14 protein-coding genes and 1 rRNA gene are annotated in these 18,653 nt (G+C 67.5%); 6 read left to right on the top strand and 9 right to left on the bottom strand.

Going from position 1 to position 18,653, the window contains the following annotated elements; all coding sequences use genetic code 11:
• Nucleotides 1–263 precede the first annotated feature (263 nt).
• The 4 genes from msrB (at nt 264) to KDW55_RS28145 (ending at nt 4,854) form a co-directional block, all read left to right on the top strand.
• A complete protein-coding gene (gene msrB / locus KDW55_RS28130; protein WP_212161718.1) occupies nt 264–809 on the top strand; it encodes a peptide-methionine (R)-S-oxide reductase MsrB in 546 nt (181 codons plus the stop codon).
• Nucleotides 810–845: 36 nt separating this feature from the next.
• The gene (locus KDW55_RS28135; RefSeq protein ID WP_212161719.1) at nt 846–2,717 is read left to right on the top strand and encodes a cytochrome c biogenesis protein DipZ; all 1,872 of its coding nucleotides are present in this window, start codon (nt 846–848) and stop codon (nt 2,715–2,717) included.
• Nucleotides 2,718–2,771: 54 nt separating this feature from the next.
• Nucleotides 2,772–3,515 (top strand): peptide-methionine (S)-S-oxide reductase MsrA, encoded by a 744-nt coding sequence (gene msrA, locus KDW55_RS28140; RefSeq protein ID WP_212149873.1) that lies wholly within the window; start codon nt 2,772–2,774, stop codon nt 3,513–3,515.
• Nucleotides 3,516–3,732: 217 nt separating this feature from the next.
• Nucleotides 3,733–4,854, top strand: coding sequence for an aromatic ring-hydroxylating dioxygenase subunit alpha (locus KDW55_RS28145; RefSeq protein ID WP_038571045.1), 1,122 nt, complete (start codon nt 3,733–3,735; stop codon nt 4,852–4,854).
• Between the two features lie 45 nt (nt 4,855–4,899).
• Here KDW55_RS28145 and hydA read toward each other — a convergent pair whose 3' ends face one another.
• The 5 genes from hydA to KDW55_RS28170 all read right to left on the bottom strand — a co-directional run bounded on the left by hydA (nt 4,900) and on the right by KDW55_RS28170 (nt 12,194).
• Entirely contained in the window at nt 4,900–6,357 is a 1,458-nt protein-coding gene (gene hydA, locus KDW55_RS28150) for a dihydropyrimidinase (protein WP_212161720.1), read from the bottom strand.
• A gap of 61 nt (nt 6,358–6,418) precedes the next feature.
• Nucleotides 6,419–7,927 (bottom strand): NCS1 family nucleobase:cation symporter-1, encoded by a 1,509-nt coding sequence (locus KDW55_RS28155; RefSeq protein ID WP_209825848.1) that lies wholly within the window; start codon nt 7,925–7,927, stop codon nt 6,419–6,421.
• A gap of 100 nt (nt 7,928–8,027) precedes the next feature.
• Nucleotides 8,028–9,335, bottom strand: coding sequence for an NAD-dependent dihydropyrimidine dehydrogenase subunit PreA (gene preA / locus KDW55_RS28160; protein ID WP_212161721.1), 1,308 nt, complete (start codon nt 9,333–9,335; stop codon nt 8,028–8,030).
• Between the two features lie 109 nt (nt 9,336–9,444).
• Complete coding sequence (locus KDW55_RS28165; RefSeq protein ID WP_212161722.1) at nt 9,445–10,785, bottom strand: NAD(P)-dependent oxidoreductase; 1,341 nt, start codon at nt 10,783–10,785, stop codon at nt 9,445–9,447.
• Between the two features lie 128 nt (nt 10,786–10,913).
• Nucleotides 10,914–12,194 carry a Zn-dependent hydrolase gene (locus tag KDW55_RS28170; protein WP_069242459.1) on the bottom strand — a complete coding sequence of 427 codons (1,281 nt, stop codon included), beginning with the start codon at nt 12,192–12,194 and terminating at the stop codon, nt 10,914–10,916.
• A gap of 364 nt (nt 12,195–12,558) precedes the next feature.
• Here KDW55_RS28170 and KDW55_RS28175 point away from each other — a divergent pair, with 364 nt between their 5' ends.
• Entirely contained in the window at nt 12,559–13,251 is a 693-nt protein-coding gene (locus tag KDW55_RS28175) for a TetR/AcrR family transcriptional regulator (protein WP_038571053.1), read from the top strand.
• Between the two features lie 154 nt (nt 13,252–13,405).
• Here the strand turns inward: KDW55_RS28175 and KDW55_RS28180 are convergent, their stop codons facing one another.
• The 3 genes from KDW55_RS28180 to KDW55_RS28190 are packed head-to-tail and all read right to left on the bottom strand — an operon-like array spanning nt 13,406 to nt 17,083.
• A complete protein-coding gene (locus KDW55_RS28180) occupies nt 13,406–14,596 on the bottom strand; it encodes an acetyl-CoA C-acyltransferase (RefSeq protein WP_212198132.1) in 1,191 nt (396 codons plus the stop codon).
• 18 nt (nt 14,597–14,614) lie between these two features.
• Nucleotides 14,615–15,382 carry a 3-hydroxyacyl-CoA dehydrogenase gene (locus tag KDW55_RS28185; protein WP_069242258.1) on the bottom strand — a complete coding sequence of 256 codons (768 nt, stop codon included), beginning with the start codon at nt 15,380–15,382 and terminating at the stop codon, nt 14,615–14,617.
• Nucleotides 15,383–15,409: 27 nt separating this feature from the next.
• On the bottom strand, nt 15,410–17,083 hold the full coding sequence (locus KDW55_RS28190; protein ID WP_069242259.1) for an acyl-CoA synthetase: 1,674 nt from the start codon (nt 17,081–17,083) through the stop codon (nt 15,410–15,412).
• A gap of 134 nt (nt 17,084–17,217) precedes the next feature.
• Between KDW55_RS28190 and KDW55_RS28195 the strand changes: the two genes are divergently transcribed.
• Nucleotides 17,218–18,210, top strand: a complete 993-nt coding sequence (locus KDW55_RS28195; protein ID WP_038571066.1) for an AraC family transcriptional regulator — start codon at nt 17,218–17,220, stop codon at nt 18,208–18,210.
• A 343-nt stretch (nt 18,211–18,553) separates the two neighbouring features.
• On the opposite strand, the gene rrf is transcribed toward KDW55_RS28195, so the two are convergent.
• Nucleotides 18,554–18,653, bottom strand: a 5S ribosomal RNA gene (gene rrf / locus KDW55_RS28200); the annotation flags it as partial.

An 18,653-nucleotide genomic window follows, 5' to 3' on the forward strand; every position in this document is an offset into this window, starting at 1 on the left:
ATCGGCAAGCGAGAGTCCGGATTCGCCACGCCATTCGACGCACATAACGAAAACACTGGAAATTGCGGCACGAACCGGCGCGCGGTTAAATCTCGGCGGCTCATCGGCTCGAGAGCGCTTGCGAGCCAGGGTGTCGACTGATTCCCCCGTACGGCCACGTAACACCATATATAACGATTCATTTAACTTTCCGTGAGGACTTCGACACCGGCCGCTGACTACTCTGTGCGCATGTTTTCAGGACCTGCTTCCAGGAGCCGATCATGCCCACCCGCAGACACCTGCTGTTCGCCGGCGCCACCGGCCTCGCCGCGCTCGCGACGCTGTCGTCCACCGGCCGCCGCGCGCTCGTCGGTCGCGTGTTCGCCGCGCCGCCCGCCGCTCCGGGGCACACCCCCGCTCCGACGGCCGCCCCGTTCGCAATCACGCGCAGCGACGCCGAATGGCGCCGCCGCCTCACGCGTGCGCAATACAACGTGCTGCGCGATGCCGGCACCGAGCCGCCGTACAGCAGCCCGCTGAACGACGAGCATCGCCGCGGCACCTTTGCGTGCGCCGGCTGTGACCTCGCGCTGTTCTCGTCGTCCGCCAAGTTCGACAGCCACACCGGTTGGCCGAGCTTCTGGAAGCCGCTCGACCATGCGGTGGCGACCGAGGCCGATGCGTCGTACGGGATGGCGCGCACCGAAGTGCACTGCCGCCGCTGCGGCGGCCATCTCGGCCACGTGTTCGACGACGGCCCCCCACCCACCGGCCTGCGCTACTGCATGAACGGGCTCGCGCTCGCCTTCCACCCGGCCACTGCCTGACGCGTCGCCGATTCCCGACCGACCGGAGACTGCCCCATGCTGCTCATCGTCCTCGCCTACCTCGGCGGCGTACTCACGATCCTGAGCCCGTGCATCCTGCCCGTGCTGCCGTTCGTGTTCGCGCGCGCCGACCAGCCATTCATCCGTACCGGCCTGCCGCTGTTGATCGGCATGGCGCTCACGTTCGCGGTCGTCGCGACGCTCGCCGCCGTCGGCGGCGGATGGGTCGCGCAGGCCAACCAGGCCGGCCGCTGGCTCGCCATCGTGCTGCTCGCGGTGTTCGGCCTGACGCTGCTGCTGCCGCGCTTCGCCGAACACCTGACGCGCCCGCTCGTCGCGGCCGGCAACCGGCTCACCGGCTTCGCGCAGCGCGACGGCCGCGCTGCCGGCCCCGCGTCGTCGCTGCTGCTCGGCGTCGCGACCGGCCTGCTGTGGGCGCCGTGCGCGGGCCCGATCCTCGGGCTCGTGCTGACCGGTGCCGCGTTGCACGGCGCGAACGTCGGCACGACGCTGCTGCTCGTCGCGTATGCGGCCGGCGCGGCGACGTCGCTCGGCATCGCACTGGCGATCGGCGGGAAGGTGTTCGCCGCGATGAAACGTTCGCTCGGCGCCGGCGAATGGATCCGGCGCGCGATCGGCGCGGCGCTGCTCGCCGGCGTCGGCGCGATCGCGCTCGGCCTCGATACGGGTGCGCTCGCCCAACTGTCGACCGTCACGACGGGCGGCCTCGAGACGAAGCTCGTCGACCGGCTCGGCGGACGCTCGCATGGCGCGCCGGCGGCGATGGCCGCGACAAGTGACACGAGCTCCGGCAACGGCGGCGCGGCAGCCGGCGCGATGATGGCCGCCACATCCGATGGCGCCCCGGCCCCCGGCGGCGCAATGATGCGCGCCGCCGACACGTCGCCCGCGATGCGCACGACTGCCGCGCTGCCCGTCGAAGGCACGCTGCCATCGCTCGACGGCGCGGTGCAGTGGCTGAACTCGCCGCCGCTGACGGCTGCCGGCCTGCGCGGCAAAGTCGTGCTCGTCGATTTCTGGACGTATTCGTGCATCAACTGCCTGCGCACGCTGCCGTACACCACCGCGTGGGCGCGCAAGTACGCGCCGTACGGGCTCGTCGTGATCGGCGTGCACGCGCCCGAGTTCGCGTTCGAGCGCGACATCGGCAACGTGAAGAAAGCCGTGCACGATCTCGGCATCGACTATCCGGTTGCGATCGACAACGGTTATGCGATCTGGCGCGCGTTCGGCAACGAATACTGGCCCGCACACTACTTCGTCGACGCGCAAGGACGTATCCGCCATCACCACTTCGGCGAAGGCGAATACGCGCAGTCGGAGCGCGCGATCCAGTCGCTGCTTGCGGAAGCCGGTCACCCCGAGGCGCTGAACGTGCCGCTCGGCCTCACGGGCGCCCCCGCGAAGGGTGCGCTCGCGGCGGCAGACAGCGCGGACGTCCGCTCACCCGAAACGTATGTCGGCTATGCGCGCGCGGAAGACTTCACGTCTGCCGGCGGCGTGGTGCGCGACATGGCGCACCGGTACGACGCACCCGCACATCCGGACCTCAACGACTGGGGTCTCGCAGGCACGTGGCAGGTCGGCGCCGAACGCGCGACGCTCGCCGCGCCGGGCGGCAGCATCGTGTATCGCTTCCATGCGCGCGATCTGCACCTCGTGCTCGGCCCGGGCGCGAACGGCAAGCCGGTGCGCTTTCGCGTGACGCTCGACGGCGCCGCACCCGGCGCAGCACACGGTGCCGACGTCGATGCGCAAGGCTACGGCACCGTCACCGGCCAACGCCTGTACCAGCTGGTGCGGCAACCAGGCGCGATCGCGGACCGCACGTTCTCGATCGAGTTTCTCGACCCGGGCGTCGATGCGTACGCATTCACGTTCGGTTGAACGCACCCCGGCGCCATGTCCCGTATTCCGTCCCGCATTTCGAAGGAGCAATTGATGATCCCGACCTCCACTTCCGATTCCGGCCCGCGGCGACGGTCCGCGATGCTGCGCCGCATCGGCGCAATCGCCGTCGCGGCCGCTGCCGTGTTCGGCTACCAACGCATCGTCAATTCCGCGGAGCCGATGCGCACCGTGCCCGCGCCGGCGCTCGACGAAACGCCGGGTGCGTCCCACGACGAAACCGCCGTGTTCGCCGGCGGCTGCTTCTGGGGCGTGCAAGGCGTGTTCGAGCACGTGAAGGGCGTGAAGCAGGTCACGGCCGGCTACGCAGGCGGCGCGTCCGAAACCGCGCACTATGCGCTCGTCGGTACGGGGCTGACCGGTCACGCCGAATCGGTGCGCATCGTCTACGATCCGACGCAGATCACGTATGGCCGGCTGCTGCAGGTGTTCTTCTCCGTGGCGCACGACCCGACCGAACTGAATCGCCAGGGCCCCGACGAAGGGTCGCAATACCGATCCGCGATCTTCCCGACCACCGCGCAGCAGCGGGCCGTCGCGACCGCGTACATCGCGCAGCTCGGCGCCGCGCACACGTTCCCTGCACCGGTCGTCACACGCGTCGAGCCGTACAAGGGCTTCTATGCGGCCGAGGCGTATCACCAGAACTACCTCGAGCTGCATCCGGACGCGCCGTACATTGCATACAACGACCTGCCGAAAGTCGCCGGGCTGAAGCAGCGCTTCCCCGCGCTGTACCGTGCCGACGCGGTGCTGTGGCGCGACGCGCGACTTTGACCGAACGCGCGGCGACGTGGGACGGCCGACGCGCGGCATCAGCACAGCGCGCCGCCGCCCGCGTTTGCGCCGCATCAATGAAACGCACGCCGCCCCGACCGGGCAAACCCGCATCGGATCAGCTTCGCGGGCCAACTTCGCGTAGACTTCTCCAGATCAGTCCCCGCCGCGCGTCGCGCGGCGCCTGGAACTCTTCAGCCAGCAGGAGGCGTCACGCATGCGCGCAGTGCCTTTGTCTGACAGCAGCACCCTGGACCAACCCTCCACCGGCGCGGTCGTGCGCGACCTGCGCCGCGTGCCGATCCATCCCGATCACTGGTATCCGCTCGCGTGGTCGCGCGAGCTCAAGCGCGGCAAGACGCTCGGCGTGCGCTTCGCCGGCGATCCGATCGTGCTCGTGCGTACCGAATCGGGCGCCGTGTACGCGCTCGAAGATCGTTGCGCGCACCGCCAGGTCCCGCTGCATGCGGGCGTCGTGAGCGGCGAAACGCTGCGCTGCTGCTACCACGGCTGGACCTACGCGTGCGACAGCGGCCGCTGCGTCGACGTGCCGTACCTCGGCCGCGAGCGTCTGCCCAACGGCGTACGCGCCTATCCGTGCCGCGAGTCGCACGGGCTGATCTTCGTGTTCCCCGGCGACGCGGCACTCGCGAACGAACGCCCGTTCCCCGCGCTCGCGTCAGCCGACGACCCGGCATTCAAGACGCGCCGCTTCGGCCGCGAGGTCAAATGCCACTACTCGTTCATGCACGAAAACCTGATGGACATGAACCATCAGTTCCTGCACCGCAAGCAGATGGGGCAGATGCGGGCGCGCTCGATCGGCCGCCGGCGCGGCGACGACTGGGTCGAGGTCGATTACACGTTCGCGCGGATGGAAGGCAAGCAGCCGGTAGGCGAGGCCCTCGTATTCGGTTCGAGCAAGAAGCCCGGCGACCAGGCCAACAAGAGCGTGATGACGGTCCGCACCGAGTATCCGTACCAGACGCTCCAGATCCGCTCGAGCGAGGGCACGCTGGTGATGGACCTGTGGATCGTCTACGTGCCGCTCGACGCCGAGCAGCGCACCAATCGCACGTTCGGACTGCTGTCGATCCACAAGCCCGGCATCCCGTTCGCACTCGATCTCGCGTGGCCGCTGCTCGTATGGTTCACCGAGCGGATTTTCCGCGAGGATCGCTGGATCGTCGAACGCGAACAGGAAGCGCACGACCGGCAGGGCGCCGACTGGAACCACGAGGTGTTCCCGGTCATCAACGAGCTGCGCGACCTGCTGCGCCAGTGCGGCGCGCGCACGGTGATCCCGATCCGCGAGGCGCACGCAAACGACGCGCGCTGAACACCGCCGCGAGCGCGCCGCAGCGCGCCCGCGGGGCCGATGCGTTCAGCCGCTGCGCTCGACCGGATGCGGCTCGCGCAGCCGGTTGGCGATACGCGCGGCCTCGTAGTACCCGGCTGCGGGCGGCCGCTTCAGGTACCGGCCCGCGCCACGCACTGCCCGCAGTTCGCCATCGGTCCATGCAAGCGCGCCGCGGGCGAGCGTATGCGTCGCGACGCCCTGCACCGTCATCCCTTCGAACACGTTGAAGTCGACCTGCTGGTGATGAGTCTTCACCGAGATCGTCTTGGTCGCGGCCGGGTCCCACACGACCAGATCGGCGTCGGCGCCAACCTGCACCGCGCCCTTGCGCGGATACAGGTTGAAGATCTGCGCGGCGTTCGTCGACGTGATCCGCACGAACTCGTTCGGCGTAATGCGGCCGTGATTGACGCCGTGATGCCACAGCACCGACATGCGGTCTTCCACGCCGCCGCAGCCGTTCGGGATCTTCGTGAAGTCCTCGCGGCCCATCGCCTTCTGCGATGCACAGAACACGCAGTGATCGGTCGCCGTCGTATGCAGCTGTCCGGCCTGCAGCCCGCGCCACAGCGCCTCGCGATGCTCGGCCGAGCGAAACGGCGGGCTCATCACGTGCGCGGCCGCGCGCGTCCAGTCCGGGTCGCGATACACCGCTTCGTCGATCACCAGATGGCCGGGCAGCACCTCGCCGAACACGCGCAGCCCTTCGCTGCGCGCGCGCGTAATCGCATCGACGGCATCCTTCGCCGACACGTGCACGATATACACGGGCACGCCGAGCACCTGCGCGATCCGGATCGCGCGGTTCGCAGCCTCACCCTCGACCTCCGGCGGACGCGACAGCGGATGCGCCTCCGGCCCCGTCATCCCCCGCGCGAGCAGCGCTTTCTGCAGCTGGAACACGAGTTCGCCATTCTCCGCGTGCACGGTCGGCAGCGCACCGAGTTCGAGCGAGCGCGAGAAGCTGTTCACGAGCACTTCGTCGTCGGCCATGATCGCGTTCTTGTACGCCATGAAGTGCTTGAAGCTCGACACGCCGTGCTCGCGCACCAGCGTGCCCATGTCGCGATGCACGGATTCGGCCCACCACGTGACGGCCACGTGAAAGCCATAGTCGGCCGCAGCCTTCTCCGCCCAGCCGCGCCATTGATGGAACGCGTCCATCAGCGGCTGCTTCGGGCTCGGGATCACGAAGTCGATGATGCTCGTCGTGCCGCCCGACAGCCCGGCAGCCGTGCCCGAATAGAAGTCGTCGCTCGCCGTCGTACCCATGAACGGCAGCTCCATGTGCGTATGCGGATCGATGCCGCCCGGCATCACGTACTGGTCGTGTGCGTCGACCACCGTCACGCCGGCCGCCGCGTCGATCGTCTCCGCGATCTGCAGGATCGTGCCGCCGTCCTGCGGGTCCGCACACAGCACGTCCGCACGATAGGTGCGGTCGGCATCGACCACGGTGCCGCCGCGAATCAGGATTGCCATTTGGTTGCCTCCTCGTTGACTGTCGTGTGCCGCATCGCTCGCATCCCTTGCACCGGCTGCCTCACGCACTCGCGATCTGCGGGCGCTGCGCGGCGCGCCACTTCATCCAGGTTCCGTATACGCAAGACGCAAGCACGAGACCGACGAACCACGCGTACGTATAAAGCATGTTGAAGAACGCCGGCACATTCGGAAACGATGCCGGGAATGCGGTGTGCAGAAAGCCGGGCAGGTTCGGCAGCACGCCGATCGCGAGCGCGGCCAGCGCGGCGGGGTTCCAGCCGTGCGCATAGCTGAAGCCGCCGCGCTCGTCGAACAGCGCGCGCGTATCGAGCCGCGTGCCGCGAATCAGAAAGTAGTCGACCATGAGTATGCCCGCGACCGGCCCGAGCAGCGCCGAGTAGCCGACGAGCCACGTGAAGATGTAGCCGTCCGTCGTCGCGAGGATCTTCCACGGCATCATCACGATCGCGATCGTCGCGGTGATCATGCCGCCTGCGCGGTACGAGATCGCCTTCGGCCACAGGCTCGAGAAATCGTACGCGGGGCCGACGAGATTCGCCGCGAGGTTGCAGCACATCGTGTCGAGCGTGAGGATCACGAGCGCGATGCCGACACCGATCCCGGTCATCCGGCTCGTGAGGTCGATCGGATCCCAGATTGCGTTGCCGTAAATCACCACCGTTGCCGACGTCACGACCACCGAGACCACCGACAACAGTGCCATCGGTATCGGCAGCCCGATCGACTGCCCAATCATCTGGTCGCGCTGCGAATGCGCGAAGCGCGTGAAGTCGGGGATGTTCAGCGCGAGCGTCGCCCAGAACCCGACCATCGCGGTCAGGCCCGGCCAGAACGTCGCCCAGAAAAGCCCGGCCTTCTTGCCGCCCGCGACGAATTGCGACGGCGCCGACAGCATCGAGCCGACGCCGCCTGCCTGCGACGTCGCCCACCATACGAGTGCAATGCACATCACGACCTTGATCGGCGCGGACCAGCTTTCGAGCCAGCGGATCGAATCGGTGCCGTGCAGAATGAAGTACAGCTGCAGCGCCCAGAACACGAGGAAGCACGCGAGTTGCCCGAGCGAAATGCCGACGACGGGCAGTGCCGGGCCGTGCAGCGCGTTGCCCGTCAGGATGTTCAGCAGCGTGTAGATCGCGCTGCCGCCGAGCCAGGTCTGGATGCCGTACCAGCCGCATGCGACGATCGCGCGCAACAGCGCGGGCAGCTTCGCGCCCTGCGTGCCGAACGACGCGCGCACCAGCACCGCATACGGAATCCCGTGCTTCGCGCCCGCATGGCCGATCAGCAGCATCGGCACGAGCACGATCAGATTGCCGAGCAGCACGGTCAGCACCGCCTGCCACGGCGACATGCCTTCCTGGATCAACCCGGCCGCGAGCATGTACGACGCGATGTTCATCACCATGCCGACCCACAGCGCGGCGAAGTGATACCAGCGCCAGGTGCGCTGCGCGGCTGTCGTCGGCGCGAGGTCTGCGTTGTACAGGCTGCCGGCGGGCACCGCGGCGGCGTCGGGATCGGCGGAAATCGCTGCTGGTTTCATCGAACGCTGCTCCTTGTAAACGTCGGCGCCGGCATCGCGCGATGCCGGCAGAACAGGACACGAGCAGCGGCGCGGGCGATACCGCGCCGCCGGCCGCCGATCAGGCCGCCTTCGCGTGCTTCGCGGGTTCCGCGGCGCCGGCGCCTGCATCGGCACGCGCCGGGTTGTTCGGATGCGTGGTCCAGTTCGCGTAGTCGCCCGCATCGACCCGCTCCATCGTGATGCATTGCTCGACCGGACACACATGCATGCAAAGATTGCACCCGACGCATTCCGAATCGATCACTTCGAAATGGCGCGCGCCGTCCTTCATCGCGGTGATCGCCTGATGCGACGTGTCCTCGCACGCGATATGGCACAGCCCGCACTGGATGCAGCGGTCCTGGTCGATGCGCGCCTTGATGTCGTACTTGAGGTTCAGGTATTTCCAGTCGGTGACGTTCGGTACCGCCCGGCCGCGGATGTCGTCGAGCGTCGCGTAGCCCTTGTCGTCCATCCAGTTCGACAGCCCGTCGGCGAGATCCGACACGATCCGGAAGCCGTAATGCATCGCGGCGGTGCACACCTGCACGCTGCCGGCGCCGAGCACCATGAATTCGGCCGCGTCGCGCCACGATGAAATCCCGCCGATTCCCGAAATCGGCAGGTTCGGCGTTTCCGGATCGCGCGCGATCTCCGCGACCATGTTCAGCGCGATCGGCTTCACCGCGGGGCCGCAATAGCCGCCATGCGTCCCCTTGCCGTCGACGGTCGGCATCGGCGCCATCTGGTCGAGGTCCACCGCGACAATCGAGTTGATCGTGTTGATCAACGACACGCCGTCCGCGCCGCCGTTGTATGCAGCCCGCGATCCCATCCGGATGTCGCTGATGTTCGGCGTAAGTTTCACGAGGCACGGCAGCTTCGTGCCCTCCTTGACCCAGCGCGTGACCATCTCCACGTATTCCGGCACCTGCCCGACCGCCGCACCCATCCCGCGCTCGCTCATTCCATGAGGACAGCCGAAGTTCAGCTCGACCGCATCGGCGCCCGTATCCCCGACGAGCGGCAGGATCCATTTCCAGTCGCGCTCGTTACACGGCACCATCAGCGATACGATCAGCGCGCGGTCCGGCCAGTCGCGCTTCACCTGCGCGATCTCCTTCAGGTTCACGTCGAGCGGACGATCGGTGATCAGCTCGATGTTGTTCAACCCGGCGATCCGCTGGCCATTCCACTGCACCGCGCCGTAGCGCGAACTGACGTTGACGACGTGCGGATCGAGCCCGAGCGTCTTCCACACGACGCCGCCCCAGCCGGCCTCGAATGCACGATTGACGTTGTACGCCTTGTCGGTCGGCGGCGCGGAGGCCAGCCAGAAAGGATTCGGCGAGGTAATGCCTGCGATGGTGCAGCGAAGGTCGGCCATGTTCGGCTCCGTGAGAATGGGGGCGTTTATCTTGACCCTTGCGAGTCGCGGCATACGCGTGGCGCGCACGACGTGTGCGACGCGCGCGGCGCCGTCGCGGATCTCGCATTCATGCAGCCTTGGCGTCGCGCTGCGCAAGCGCCGCGTCGATCGCGGCCGCCGCGCGCTTGCCGTCCTGCACGGCCTGTACCGTCAGGTCCATGCCGTCCGTCGCCGCGCAATCGCCGCCGGCCCATACATCCGGCAACGCAGTGCGACCGTGCGCATCGACCGCGATGCGCGATCCGTCGTCGGTCAGCAGCGCGCCGTCGACACCATCCGGCGCCAGCGTCTGGCCGATCGCCTTCAGCACCATGTCCGCGTCGAGCGTAAACCGTTCGCCCGTCGCGGCCTCGAATTCGACGCCGGTCACGTGCCCGTCCGCGCCCGCGATGCGCACCGGCTTCGCGTGCGTCACGAGCGTGACACCGCTGGTTTGCGCAAACTCACGTTCGGCCCAGGTCGCGCTCATCGCGTCGACGCCGCGCCGATACACCATCGTCACGCGCTCCGCACCGAGCTTGCGGCTCTGCACGGACGCGTCGATCGCCGTATTGCCGCCGCCAATCACGACCACGCGCCGCCCGACCGGCACGTTCTCGAGCGCATCCGCCTGACGCACCTGCTCGATGAAGTCGACCGCGTTCATCACGCCGGCCAGCTGTTCGCCGTCGATCGCGAGGGAGCGCACGCCCGTCAGACCGATCGCGAGAAACACCGCGTCGTGCCGCTCCCGCAACGCGTCGAGCGTGACGTCGCGCCCGAGCGCGACGCCCGTTTCCACCGCGATGCCGCCGACCGACAGCAGCCATTCGACTTCGCGCTGCGCGAAATCGTCGACCGTCTTGTATGCGGCGATTCCGTATTCGTTGAGGCCGCCCGCCTTCGCGCGCGCATCGAACAGCGTGACGCGATGTCCGGCCAGCGCGAGCCGGTGCGCGCATGCGAGGCCGGCCGGCCCGGCGCCCACCACGGCGACATGCCGCCCTGTGTCGGGCGCACGCAGGAAGCGAACCGCGCCGCTCGCCATCGCCCAGTCGGTCGCGTGCCGCTGCAGCGCACCGATCGCGACCGGCTCCGCGTCCTGATGATTGCGCACGCATGCGCCTTCGCACAGGATTTCGGTCGGACACACGCGTGCGCACATCCCGCCGAGCGGATTCGCAGACAGGATGTCGGTCGCCGCCCCTTTCAGGTTGCCGTTGCCGATCTTGCGGATGAAGCTCGGGATGTCGATGCGAGTCGGGCAGGCTTGCACGCACGGCGCGTCATAGCAGTAGTGACAACGGCTCGCCGCAGCCGCGGCGGCAGTCGGATCGAGCAGCGGCGCGATATCGGAAAATTCGCACGACAGTTGCGTGGACGACAGGCGATGCGCGGCGATATCGCCGGGTGACGACTGGGTAGTCATACGCGTTCCTTCGACTGGTGGAGACAAAGCCGTCCCCGCCGGCTGACGATGCACAGTCGGGGCGGTCCTGCTTCGGAGTACTGGGGTCAAGCGGTGCGCAGCCTGCCTGCCGCGCTATGTCCGATCCGTCATGAGGCGGGTTCGCATGCGCGCGACAGCATCGCGTGCAGCAGCACGTTCGCGCCGGCCTCGATCCACGCAGGCGTTGCGTCCTCGATCTCGTTGTGGCTGATGCCGTCGACGCACGGCACGAATACCATCGACGTTGGCGCGACCTGCGCCAGATAGCATGCGTCGTGTCCCGCACCCGACACGATGTCGCGATGCGAGTACCCGAAGCGATCGGCCGCATCGCGCACGGCCGCGACGCAGGCGGGATCGAACGCAACGGGCTTGTAATAGAAAATCTGCTCGAGCGCGGTTTCGAGCCCGATCTCGCCTGCGATGCGCGCGACGCCGTCGCGCAGCGCCGCGTCCATCTCCGCGAGCACGGCGTCGTCCGGATGACGAAAATCGACGGTAAAGAACACGCGGCCCGGAATCACGTTGCGCGAATTAGGATGAACCTGCATCATCCCGACCGTCGCGCAGCCGAACGGCGCATGATCGAGGCCGATCCGGTTCACGAGATCGACGACGCGCGCCGCGCCGAGCAGCGCGTCGCGACGACGCGGCATCGGCGTCGGTCCCGCGTGCGCTTCCTGGCCCGTGAACGTGATCTCGTACCAGCGCTGTCCCTGCGCATCGGTCACGACACCGATCGTCCTGCACTCCGCCTCGAGTATCGGCCCTTGCTCGATATGCAGCTCGAACGCCGCATGCAGCTTGCGGCCACCGCAGGGCGCGTCGCCCGCATAACCGATCCGCGCGAGCTCCTCACCGATCGTCTTGCCGTCGACATCCTTGCGCGACAGTCCGTACTCGAGCGAAAACACGCCCGCGAACACACCCGAAGCCACCATTGCCGGCGCGAAGCGCGAGCCTTCCTCGTTCGTCCAGATCACGACCTCGACCGGGTGCTCGGTCTCGATGCCGTGATCGTTCAGAGTCCGAATCACTTCGAGGCCGCCGAGCACGCCATAGATGCCGTCGAAGCGGCCGCCGGTCGGCTGCGAATCGGCGTGCGAGCCGGTAACGACCGGCGCAGCGTCGGCCACGCGCCCAGCGCGGCGCATGAACACGTTACCCATCGTATCGACGGTCACCGTGCAGCCCGCGGCCTTCGCCCAACTGACGATCAGATCGCGGCCGGCCTTGTCGAGATCGGTCAGCGCAAGACGGCACACGCCGCCTTTCGGTGTCGCACCGATCTTCGCCATCTCCATCAGGCTGTCCCACAACCGCCGGCCGTTGACCTTGATCGACGTGTCGAATGCTGCCCGCTTTGATGTTTCCGATACCGCGTCCATTCGTATCGCTCCTGTGGGGTCCGTCATGTCGTCATCCCGGTCGATGCCGGTGCGCGCGTTGCCGCCGTCGGGCAAATCCGCACCTGCGAGGTGCAGCGAAGCATCGTTAGCGTGATTCGTCCGATCGATCGGCGGAGTCGCCGGCGCCGCGTTCCTCCGCACGTCGAATCCTGTCCGATTGGACAGGTTTTAGACGATCAAAATGCGTAGCGCAATGTCTTTCTTGCGCGCGCTGATGGAGCGAGAAGCGTGCCACCGCATTGCAGCATCGCGCAGGCGCCGACGCAGGAGCGCACGTGCGCTTGCTGCGAACCAGCGGCTAGAATGAAGCGCAACGCGGCATGCACGCCGCGCGAGGATAACGATGAGACATGACGAAGCAGCCGCCGAAGCAGCCGGCCACGACGAAACCGGCGCGCCTTTGCGGCGACGCAAGGCGCACATCCGCGCGTCAAACGAAGCGCATCTGCTCGCATGCGCGGAAGCGGTGTTCGCGGAACGCGGGCTCGACGGTGCGAGCACGGCAATGATCGCCGAACGTGCGGGTGTGCCAAAGGCGAACGTGCATTACTACTTCCCGACGAAGCTTGCGCTGTACCGTCGCGTGCTCGAGGACCTGTTCGAAGACTGGCACCGCGCGGCCGGCTCGTTCGAAGCCGGCGACGATCCGGTCGATGCGATCGGCAGCTACGTGCGGGCGAAGATGGATCTGTCGCGCCGGCGCCCGCTCGGCTCGAAGGTATGGGCCAACGAGATCATCCACGGTGCCGCGCACATGCACGACATCCTGTCCGAACGCGTGAAGCCGTGGTTCGATACGCGCGTGAAGGTGATCGAAGGCTGGATCGCACGCGGGTTGCTCGCACCGATCGACGCGCACGCGTTGATGTACCTGATCTGGGCGACCACGCAGCACTATGCGGATTTCGACGCGCAGATCCGCGCGCTGAGCGGCAAGCGTGCGTTCACGCAGAAGGCGTTCGCCGAGAAGACCGAGCAGGTCGTGCAGCTCGTGATCCGCGCGTGCGGTGCGGTATCGCCCGGCGCGCGCGCGTAGGATTGGTCGCAAATGCAAAGCGGGCGGCGGGCACGATGCAGGAATGTCCTGCACGATGCTCGCCGCCCGCGGCGGTGGACCGCCAGCGTGCCGTCCCGCACGTGACACGTCGGCTGCCCCCGCGCGGCCGCGCGACGCCGCCGGTGGGCGCGCGTTACGCGACGCGCTCGATCGCGATTGCCGTCGCCTCGCCGCCGCCGATACACAGCGACGCGACGCCGCGTGTCATCCCGTACGCTTCGAGTGCTGCGAGCAGCGTCACCATCACACGCGCACCCGACGCACCGATCGGATGGCCGAGCGCACATGCGCCGCCGTGCACGTTCACCTTGTCGTGCGGCAGGTCGAGATCGCGCATCGCGGCCATCGCAACCACCGCGAACGCTTCGTTGATCTCGAACAAATCGACGTCGCGCAGGTTCCAGCCGGTTTTCTCCGACAGCCGGCGGATCGCACCGATCGGCGCCGTGGCGAACAGGCCCGGTTTGTTCGCGTACGTCGAATGCGCGACGATCACGGCCTTCGGCGCAAGGCCCAATCGCTCCGCTTCAGAGCGGCGCATCATCACGAGCGCGGCCGCACCGTCTGAAATCGACGACGCGTTCGCGGCCGTCACCGTGCCGCCCTCGCGGAACGCCGGCTTGAGCGTCGGGATTTTGTCGAGCTTTGCCTTACCGGGCTGCTCGTCGATCGACACGATGCTTTCCGTCTTGCCGGCCTTCACGGTTACCGGCGCGATTTCCGCGACGAAGCGCCCTTCCGCGATCGCACGTTGCGCGCGCGTGAGCGACGTAATCGCAAACGCATCCTGCTCGTCGCGCGTGAACTGATAGGACTGCGCGCAGTCCTCGGCGAACGTCCCCATTAGCCGGCCCTTGTCGTATGCATCCTCGAGCCCGTCGAGGAACATGTGATCGAGCACCTGGCCGTGACCCATCCGCATCCCCGCACGCGCCTTCGGCAACAGGTACGGTGCGTTCGTCATGCTTTCCATCCCGCCCGCCACTGCTACGCTGGCCGACCCGGCCAGCAACAGGTCGTGCGCGAACATCGCGGCCTTCATCCCGGAGCCGCACATCTTGTTGACCGTGGTCGCGCCCGCGCCGAGCGGCAACCCGGCCTTCAATGCCGCCTGCCGCGCCGGTGCCTGGCCCTGGCCGGCCGGCAGCACGCAGCCGAACAAGATTTCATCGATGCGCTCGGCCGGCACGCGGGCACGTTCGAGCGCCGCGCGAATCGCCACCGCGCCCAGCTCGCTGGCGCTGGCCGCCGCCAGATCGCCCTGAAAGCCGCCCATCGGCGTGCGCGCCGCGCCGACGATTACGATCGGATCCTGTGTCGTCATGATTCATTTCCTCCAGTGTCAGCGCGGTGCCATGCGCAGCGCGCCATCGAGACGGATGACCTCGCCGTTCAGCATCGTATTCTCGGCGATGTGGCGCACCAGCGCCGCGAATTCGTCCGGGCGGCCGAGCCGCGGCGGAAACGGCACGCTCTTGCCGAGCGCATCCTGCACGTCTTGCGGCATGCCTGCCATCATCGGCGTCGCGAAGATGCCCGGCGCGATCGTCACCACGCGAATGCCGAAGCGTGCGAGTTCGCGTGCGATCGGCAGCGTCATCCCGACCACGCCGCTCTTCGATGCCGCATACGCCGCTTGCCCGATCTGCCCGTCGAACGCCGCGACCGATGCCGTGTTCACGATCACGCCGCGCTCGCCGTCCGCATTGGGGTCCTGCTTCGACATTGCGTCGGCGGCGAGCCGGATCATGTTGAACGTACCGATCAGGTTGATCGACACCGCGCGCGCGAAGCGCTCGATCGAATGCGGTCCTTCACGGCCGACGACCTTCTCGCCCGGAGCGACGCCCGCACAGTTCACCAGCGCGTCGATGCGGCCGAACGCGTCGCGTGCGGCGGCGACCGCAGCCTGTCCGTCCGCTTCACTCGTCACGTCGGTCTTCACGAATCGCGCGGCCGCGCCGAGTTCGTTCGCGAGACCCGCACCGGCGTCTTCGTTGACGTCCACCAGCACCGCGTTGCCGCCTTCGGCGACCACCATGCGCGCCACTGCGGCGCCAAGGCCCGAACCGGCGCCCGTAATCAGAAAAACTCGATCCTTGATATTCATTCGCAGTCCGTATTCAGTGTCCTGGAGTCAGAATTGAGCGGCCTTTTCGGCTTCCATCTTGCGCAACACGAAGCGCTGTATCTTGCCGCTCGGGGTTTTGGGCAGTGCGTCGACGAACTCGATCGCACGCGGATATGCATGGGCCGACAGCCGTCGCTTCACGTGCTGACTGAGTTCATCGGCAAGCGCCGGCGTGGCGTCGAAGCCTTTCGACAGCACGACGAACGCCTTCACGATCTCCGTGCGCTCCGCGTCGGGTACGCCGATCACGGCAGCCTCGCTGACGGCCGGGTGCTCGATCAGCGCACTTTCCACGTCGAACGGGCCGATCCGGTAACCGGATGACGTAATCACGTCGTCCGCGCGACCGATGAAGCTCACCGTGCCGTCCGGTTCCAGTTCGACGTTGTCACCGGTCCGGTAATAGCCGCCTGCGATCGCGGGCGTGTCCTGCTGCCAGTAGCCGTCGAACCACAGCAGCGGCGAGTGTGCGATGTCGATCGCCAACGTGCCCGGCTGGCCGGGGCCAAGTTCGCGGCCAGCTTCGTCGAGCACAGCGACACGATAGCCGGGCATGGCCAAACCCGCCGAGCCGGGATGGACCACGTGCGTGAGCCCGTGATGATTGTTCACCACCATCCCCAGTTCGGTCTGGCCGTAGTGGTCGTAGATCGGCGCGCCGAGCGCTGCGTGGAACCAGCGCACGACTTCGGGGTTCAGCGGCTCGCCCGCGCTGCTGACGACGCGCAGCTGTCCCTTCAGCCGCGCGGCCGGTTCCGTGCCGGCCGCCATCAGCATCCGGTACGCAGTGGGCGAACCCGCGAGGCTCGTAATGCCAAGCCGCTCGATCACGTCGTAGGTGCTGTCGACCGTGAAGCCGCCCTCGTACAGCGTCGTTGCATGGCCGAGCAGCAGCGGGCCAGTGATTGCGTAATAGAGACCATACGCCCAGCCGGGATCCGCGATGTTCCAGAAGCGGTCGCTGTCGCGCAGGTCTACGGCGTCGCGCATGTACGCGCCGAACGCGACCAGCGCACGCAGGGGCACCGGCACGCCCTTCGGCAAGCCCGTCGTGCCCGACGTCGACATCATCATGAACAGATCGGTGCCCTTGCGCGACACCGGTTCGAACACGTCGGGCTGCGTATCGAGCGTTGCGCGGAAGTCGATGTCGCCGGCCGGCAGCACGTCGCCGGATTCGCGCACCGTCGCGATCCGCGGGCAATCCGCGATCTCGTCGAGTTTCGCGCGATTCGCGATGTTGGTGACGACCAGGCGCGCATCGCTCATGCGCAGCCGATGCTCGATGGCCTTCGGCCCAAATGCGGTGAAAAGCGGCTGGTAGACGGCGCCCGCGCGCCACGTGCCGAGGATCGTCGCGACCAGCTCCGGCGTACGCGGCAACAAGCCGGCGACCACGTCGCCCGGCTTCACGCCCTGCTCGACCAGCAGGTGCGCGACACGCGCCGACAGCGCGCGCATCTGCGCGAACGTGAAGCTGCGGTGCTGGCCGCCCGCGTCGATCCAGTCGAGCGCGACAGCATTGATGTTCGCTGCCGCATGCCGGTCACAGCACTCGACGCAGGCGTTCAGGCCCTGCTCCAGATCGCCGAGCAGACAGGCCGCGGCCTTCTCGATACGGAAACCGGCCACGGCGTCGGCGTAGGCCGGCGCCACCCGGGCGGTTGCTCCATCACGCATGCATGTCTCCTGTTCGTTATGACCGCCGGCGGGCCGGGGTATATCGATGATGGTAGACAGCCGTCACATTGCAATCAATGACAAACAGAATCTAGAATCGTGATCGCTTTTGCCATGTCTGGAGGCATGAATAAATGGGGCCACAGATGATCTCGCCGGGCTTTGTCGAGGATGCGCTCGAGAGCCTGCGCCGACAACGCATGCCGACGGCGCCGGTGCTGCGCGCGGCAGGCCTGCCGGCCACCGTGCGCGAGCCGGTCACGCCGCAACAGTACGGCCGGCTGTGGCTCGCGATCGCCGGCGCGATCGACGACGAATTCTTCGGGCTCGCCGCCCGGCCGATGCGGCGCGGCAGCTTCACGCTGCTGTGCCATGCGGTGCTGCACGCGGGTACGCTGGAAAAGGCGCTGCGCCGTGCACTGCAGTTCCTTCGAGTGGTGCTGGACGAGCCGCACGGGGAGCTCGTGGTTGCCGACGGCCAGGCGCAGATCATTCTGACGCAGGCCGGCGCGCCATATTCGGCCTTTGCCTACCGAACGTTCTGGCTGATGCTGCTCGGCGTCGCGTGCTGGTTGATCGGCCGGCGCATTCCGCTGCAGCGCATCGATTTCGCGTGCCCGAGCCCGGACCAGCGCGGCGACTACCACCAGTTCTTCGGTGTGCCGGTCCATTTCGACCGGCCCGACAGCCGGCTCGCGTTCAACGCCGCGTACCTCGCGCTGCCGACGATCCGTTCGCCGCAAGGGCTGAAGACCTTCCTGCGCGGCGCGCCCGGCAATCTGCTGGTGCGCTACCGGCACGACACGGGCTGGGTGGCGAAAGCACGCGCGCACCTGAAGGCATCGCCGGCCGCCGAATGGCCGGACTTCGACACGCTCGCCACGCGTCTCGGTACGACGCCCGCGACGCTGCGGCGACGCCTGCGCGCCGAGGGACAGAGCTTCGCGTCGATCAAGGATGAACTGCGCGGCGCGCTCGCTCAGTCGCTGCTACGCGAGCAAACTCTCAGCGTCGCGGAAATCGCGGCCGAACTTGGATTTACCGAGCCGAGCGCGTTTCATCGCGCATTCCGGAAATGGACGGGCACGAGCCCGGGCGCGTTTCGGCGCGACGTCAACGCGGCGTGATCTGAGCGGGGAACGGCCGTTTGCCGGGAGTCGGCGGCCGCCGACGCTTGCGCGTGCGATCGATCGTGAATGCACCGCAGGTGCGGTTCAGTTCCGAGGAGAGCGTGACGGGTGCCCCGGCAAGCGCGATCGATAAAAGACGGATTGGAACCGCGTCGATCGCCCAGGGGAAAGCCGGGCAACCTGCGTGGAGGGAGGATTTAACTGAGCGTGCTATCGGAACCGGTAACACGGAACGTCCGGGTCTGTGCTCCATGGCGGGCTTCGCCGCGCGGCATGCCTTTCCGCCGCCGCAAATGCAAAAACCCCCGCCTGTTTGGGCGGGGGTTTCTGGCTTGAGGGAGCCTGACGATTACCTACTTTCACACGGGAATCCGCACTATCATCGGCGTAGAGTCGTTTCACGGTCCTGTTCGGGATGGGAAGGGGTGGGACCGACTCGC

It is taken from the genome of Burkholderia sp. AU19243, from assembly GCF_018148075.1.
GTDB classification, from domain to species: domain Bacteria; phylum Pseudomonadota; class Gammaproteobacteria; order Burkholderiales; family Burkholderiaceae; genus Burkholderia; species Burkholderia latens_A.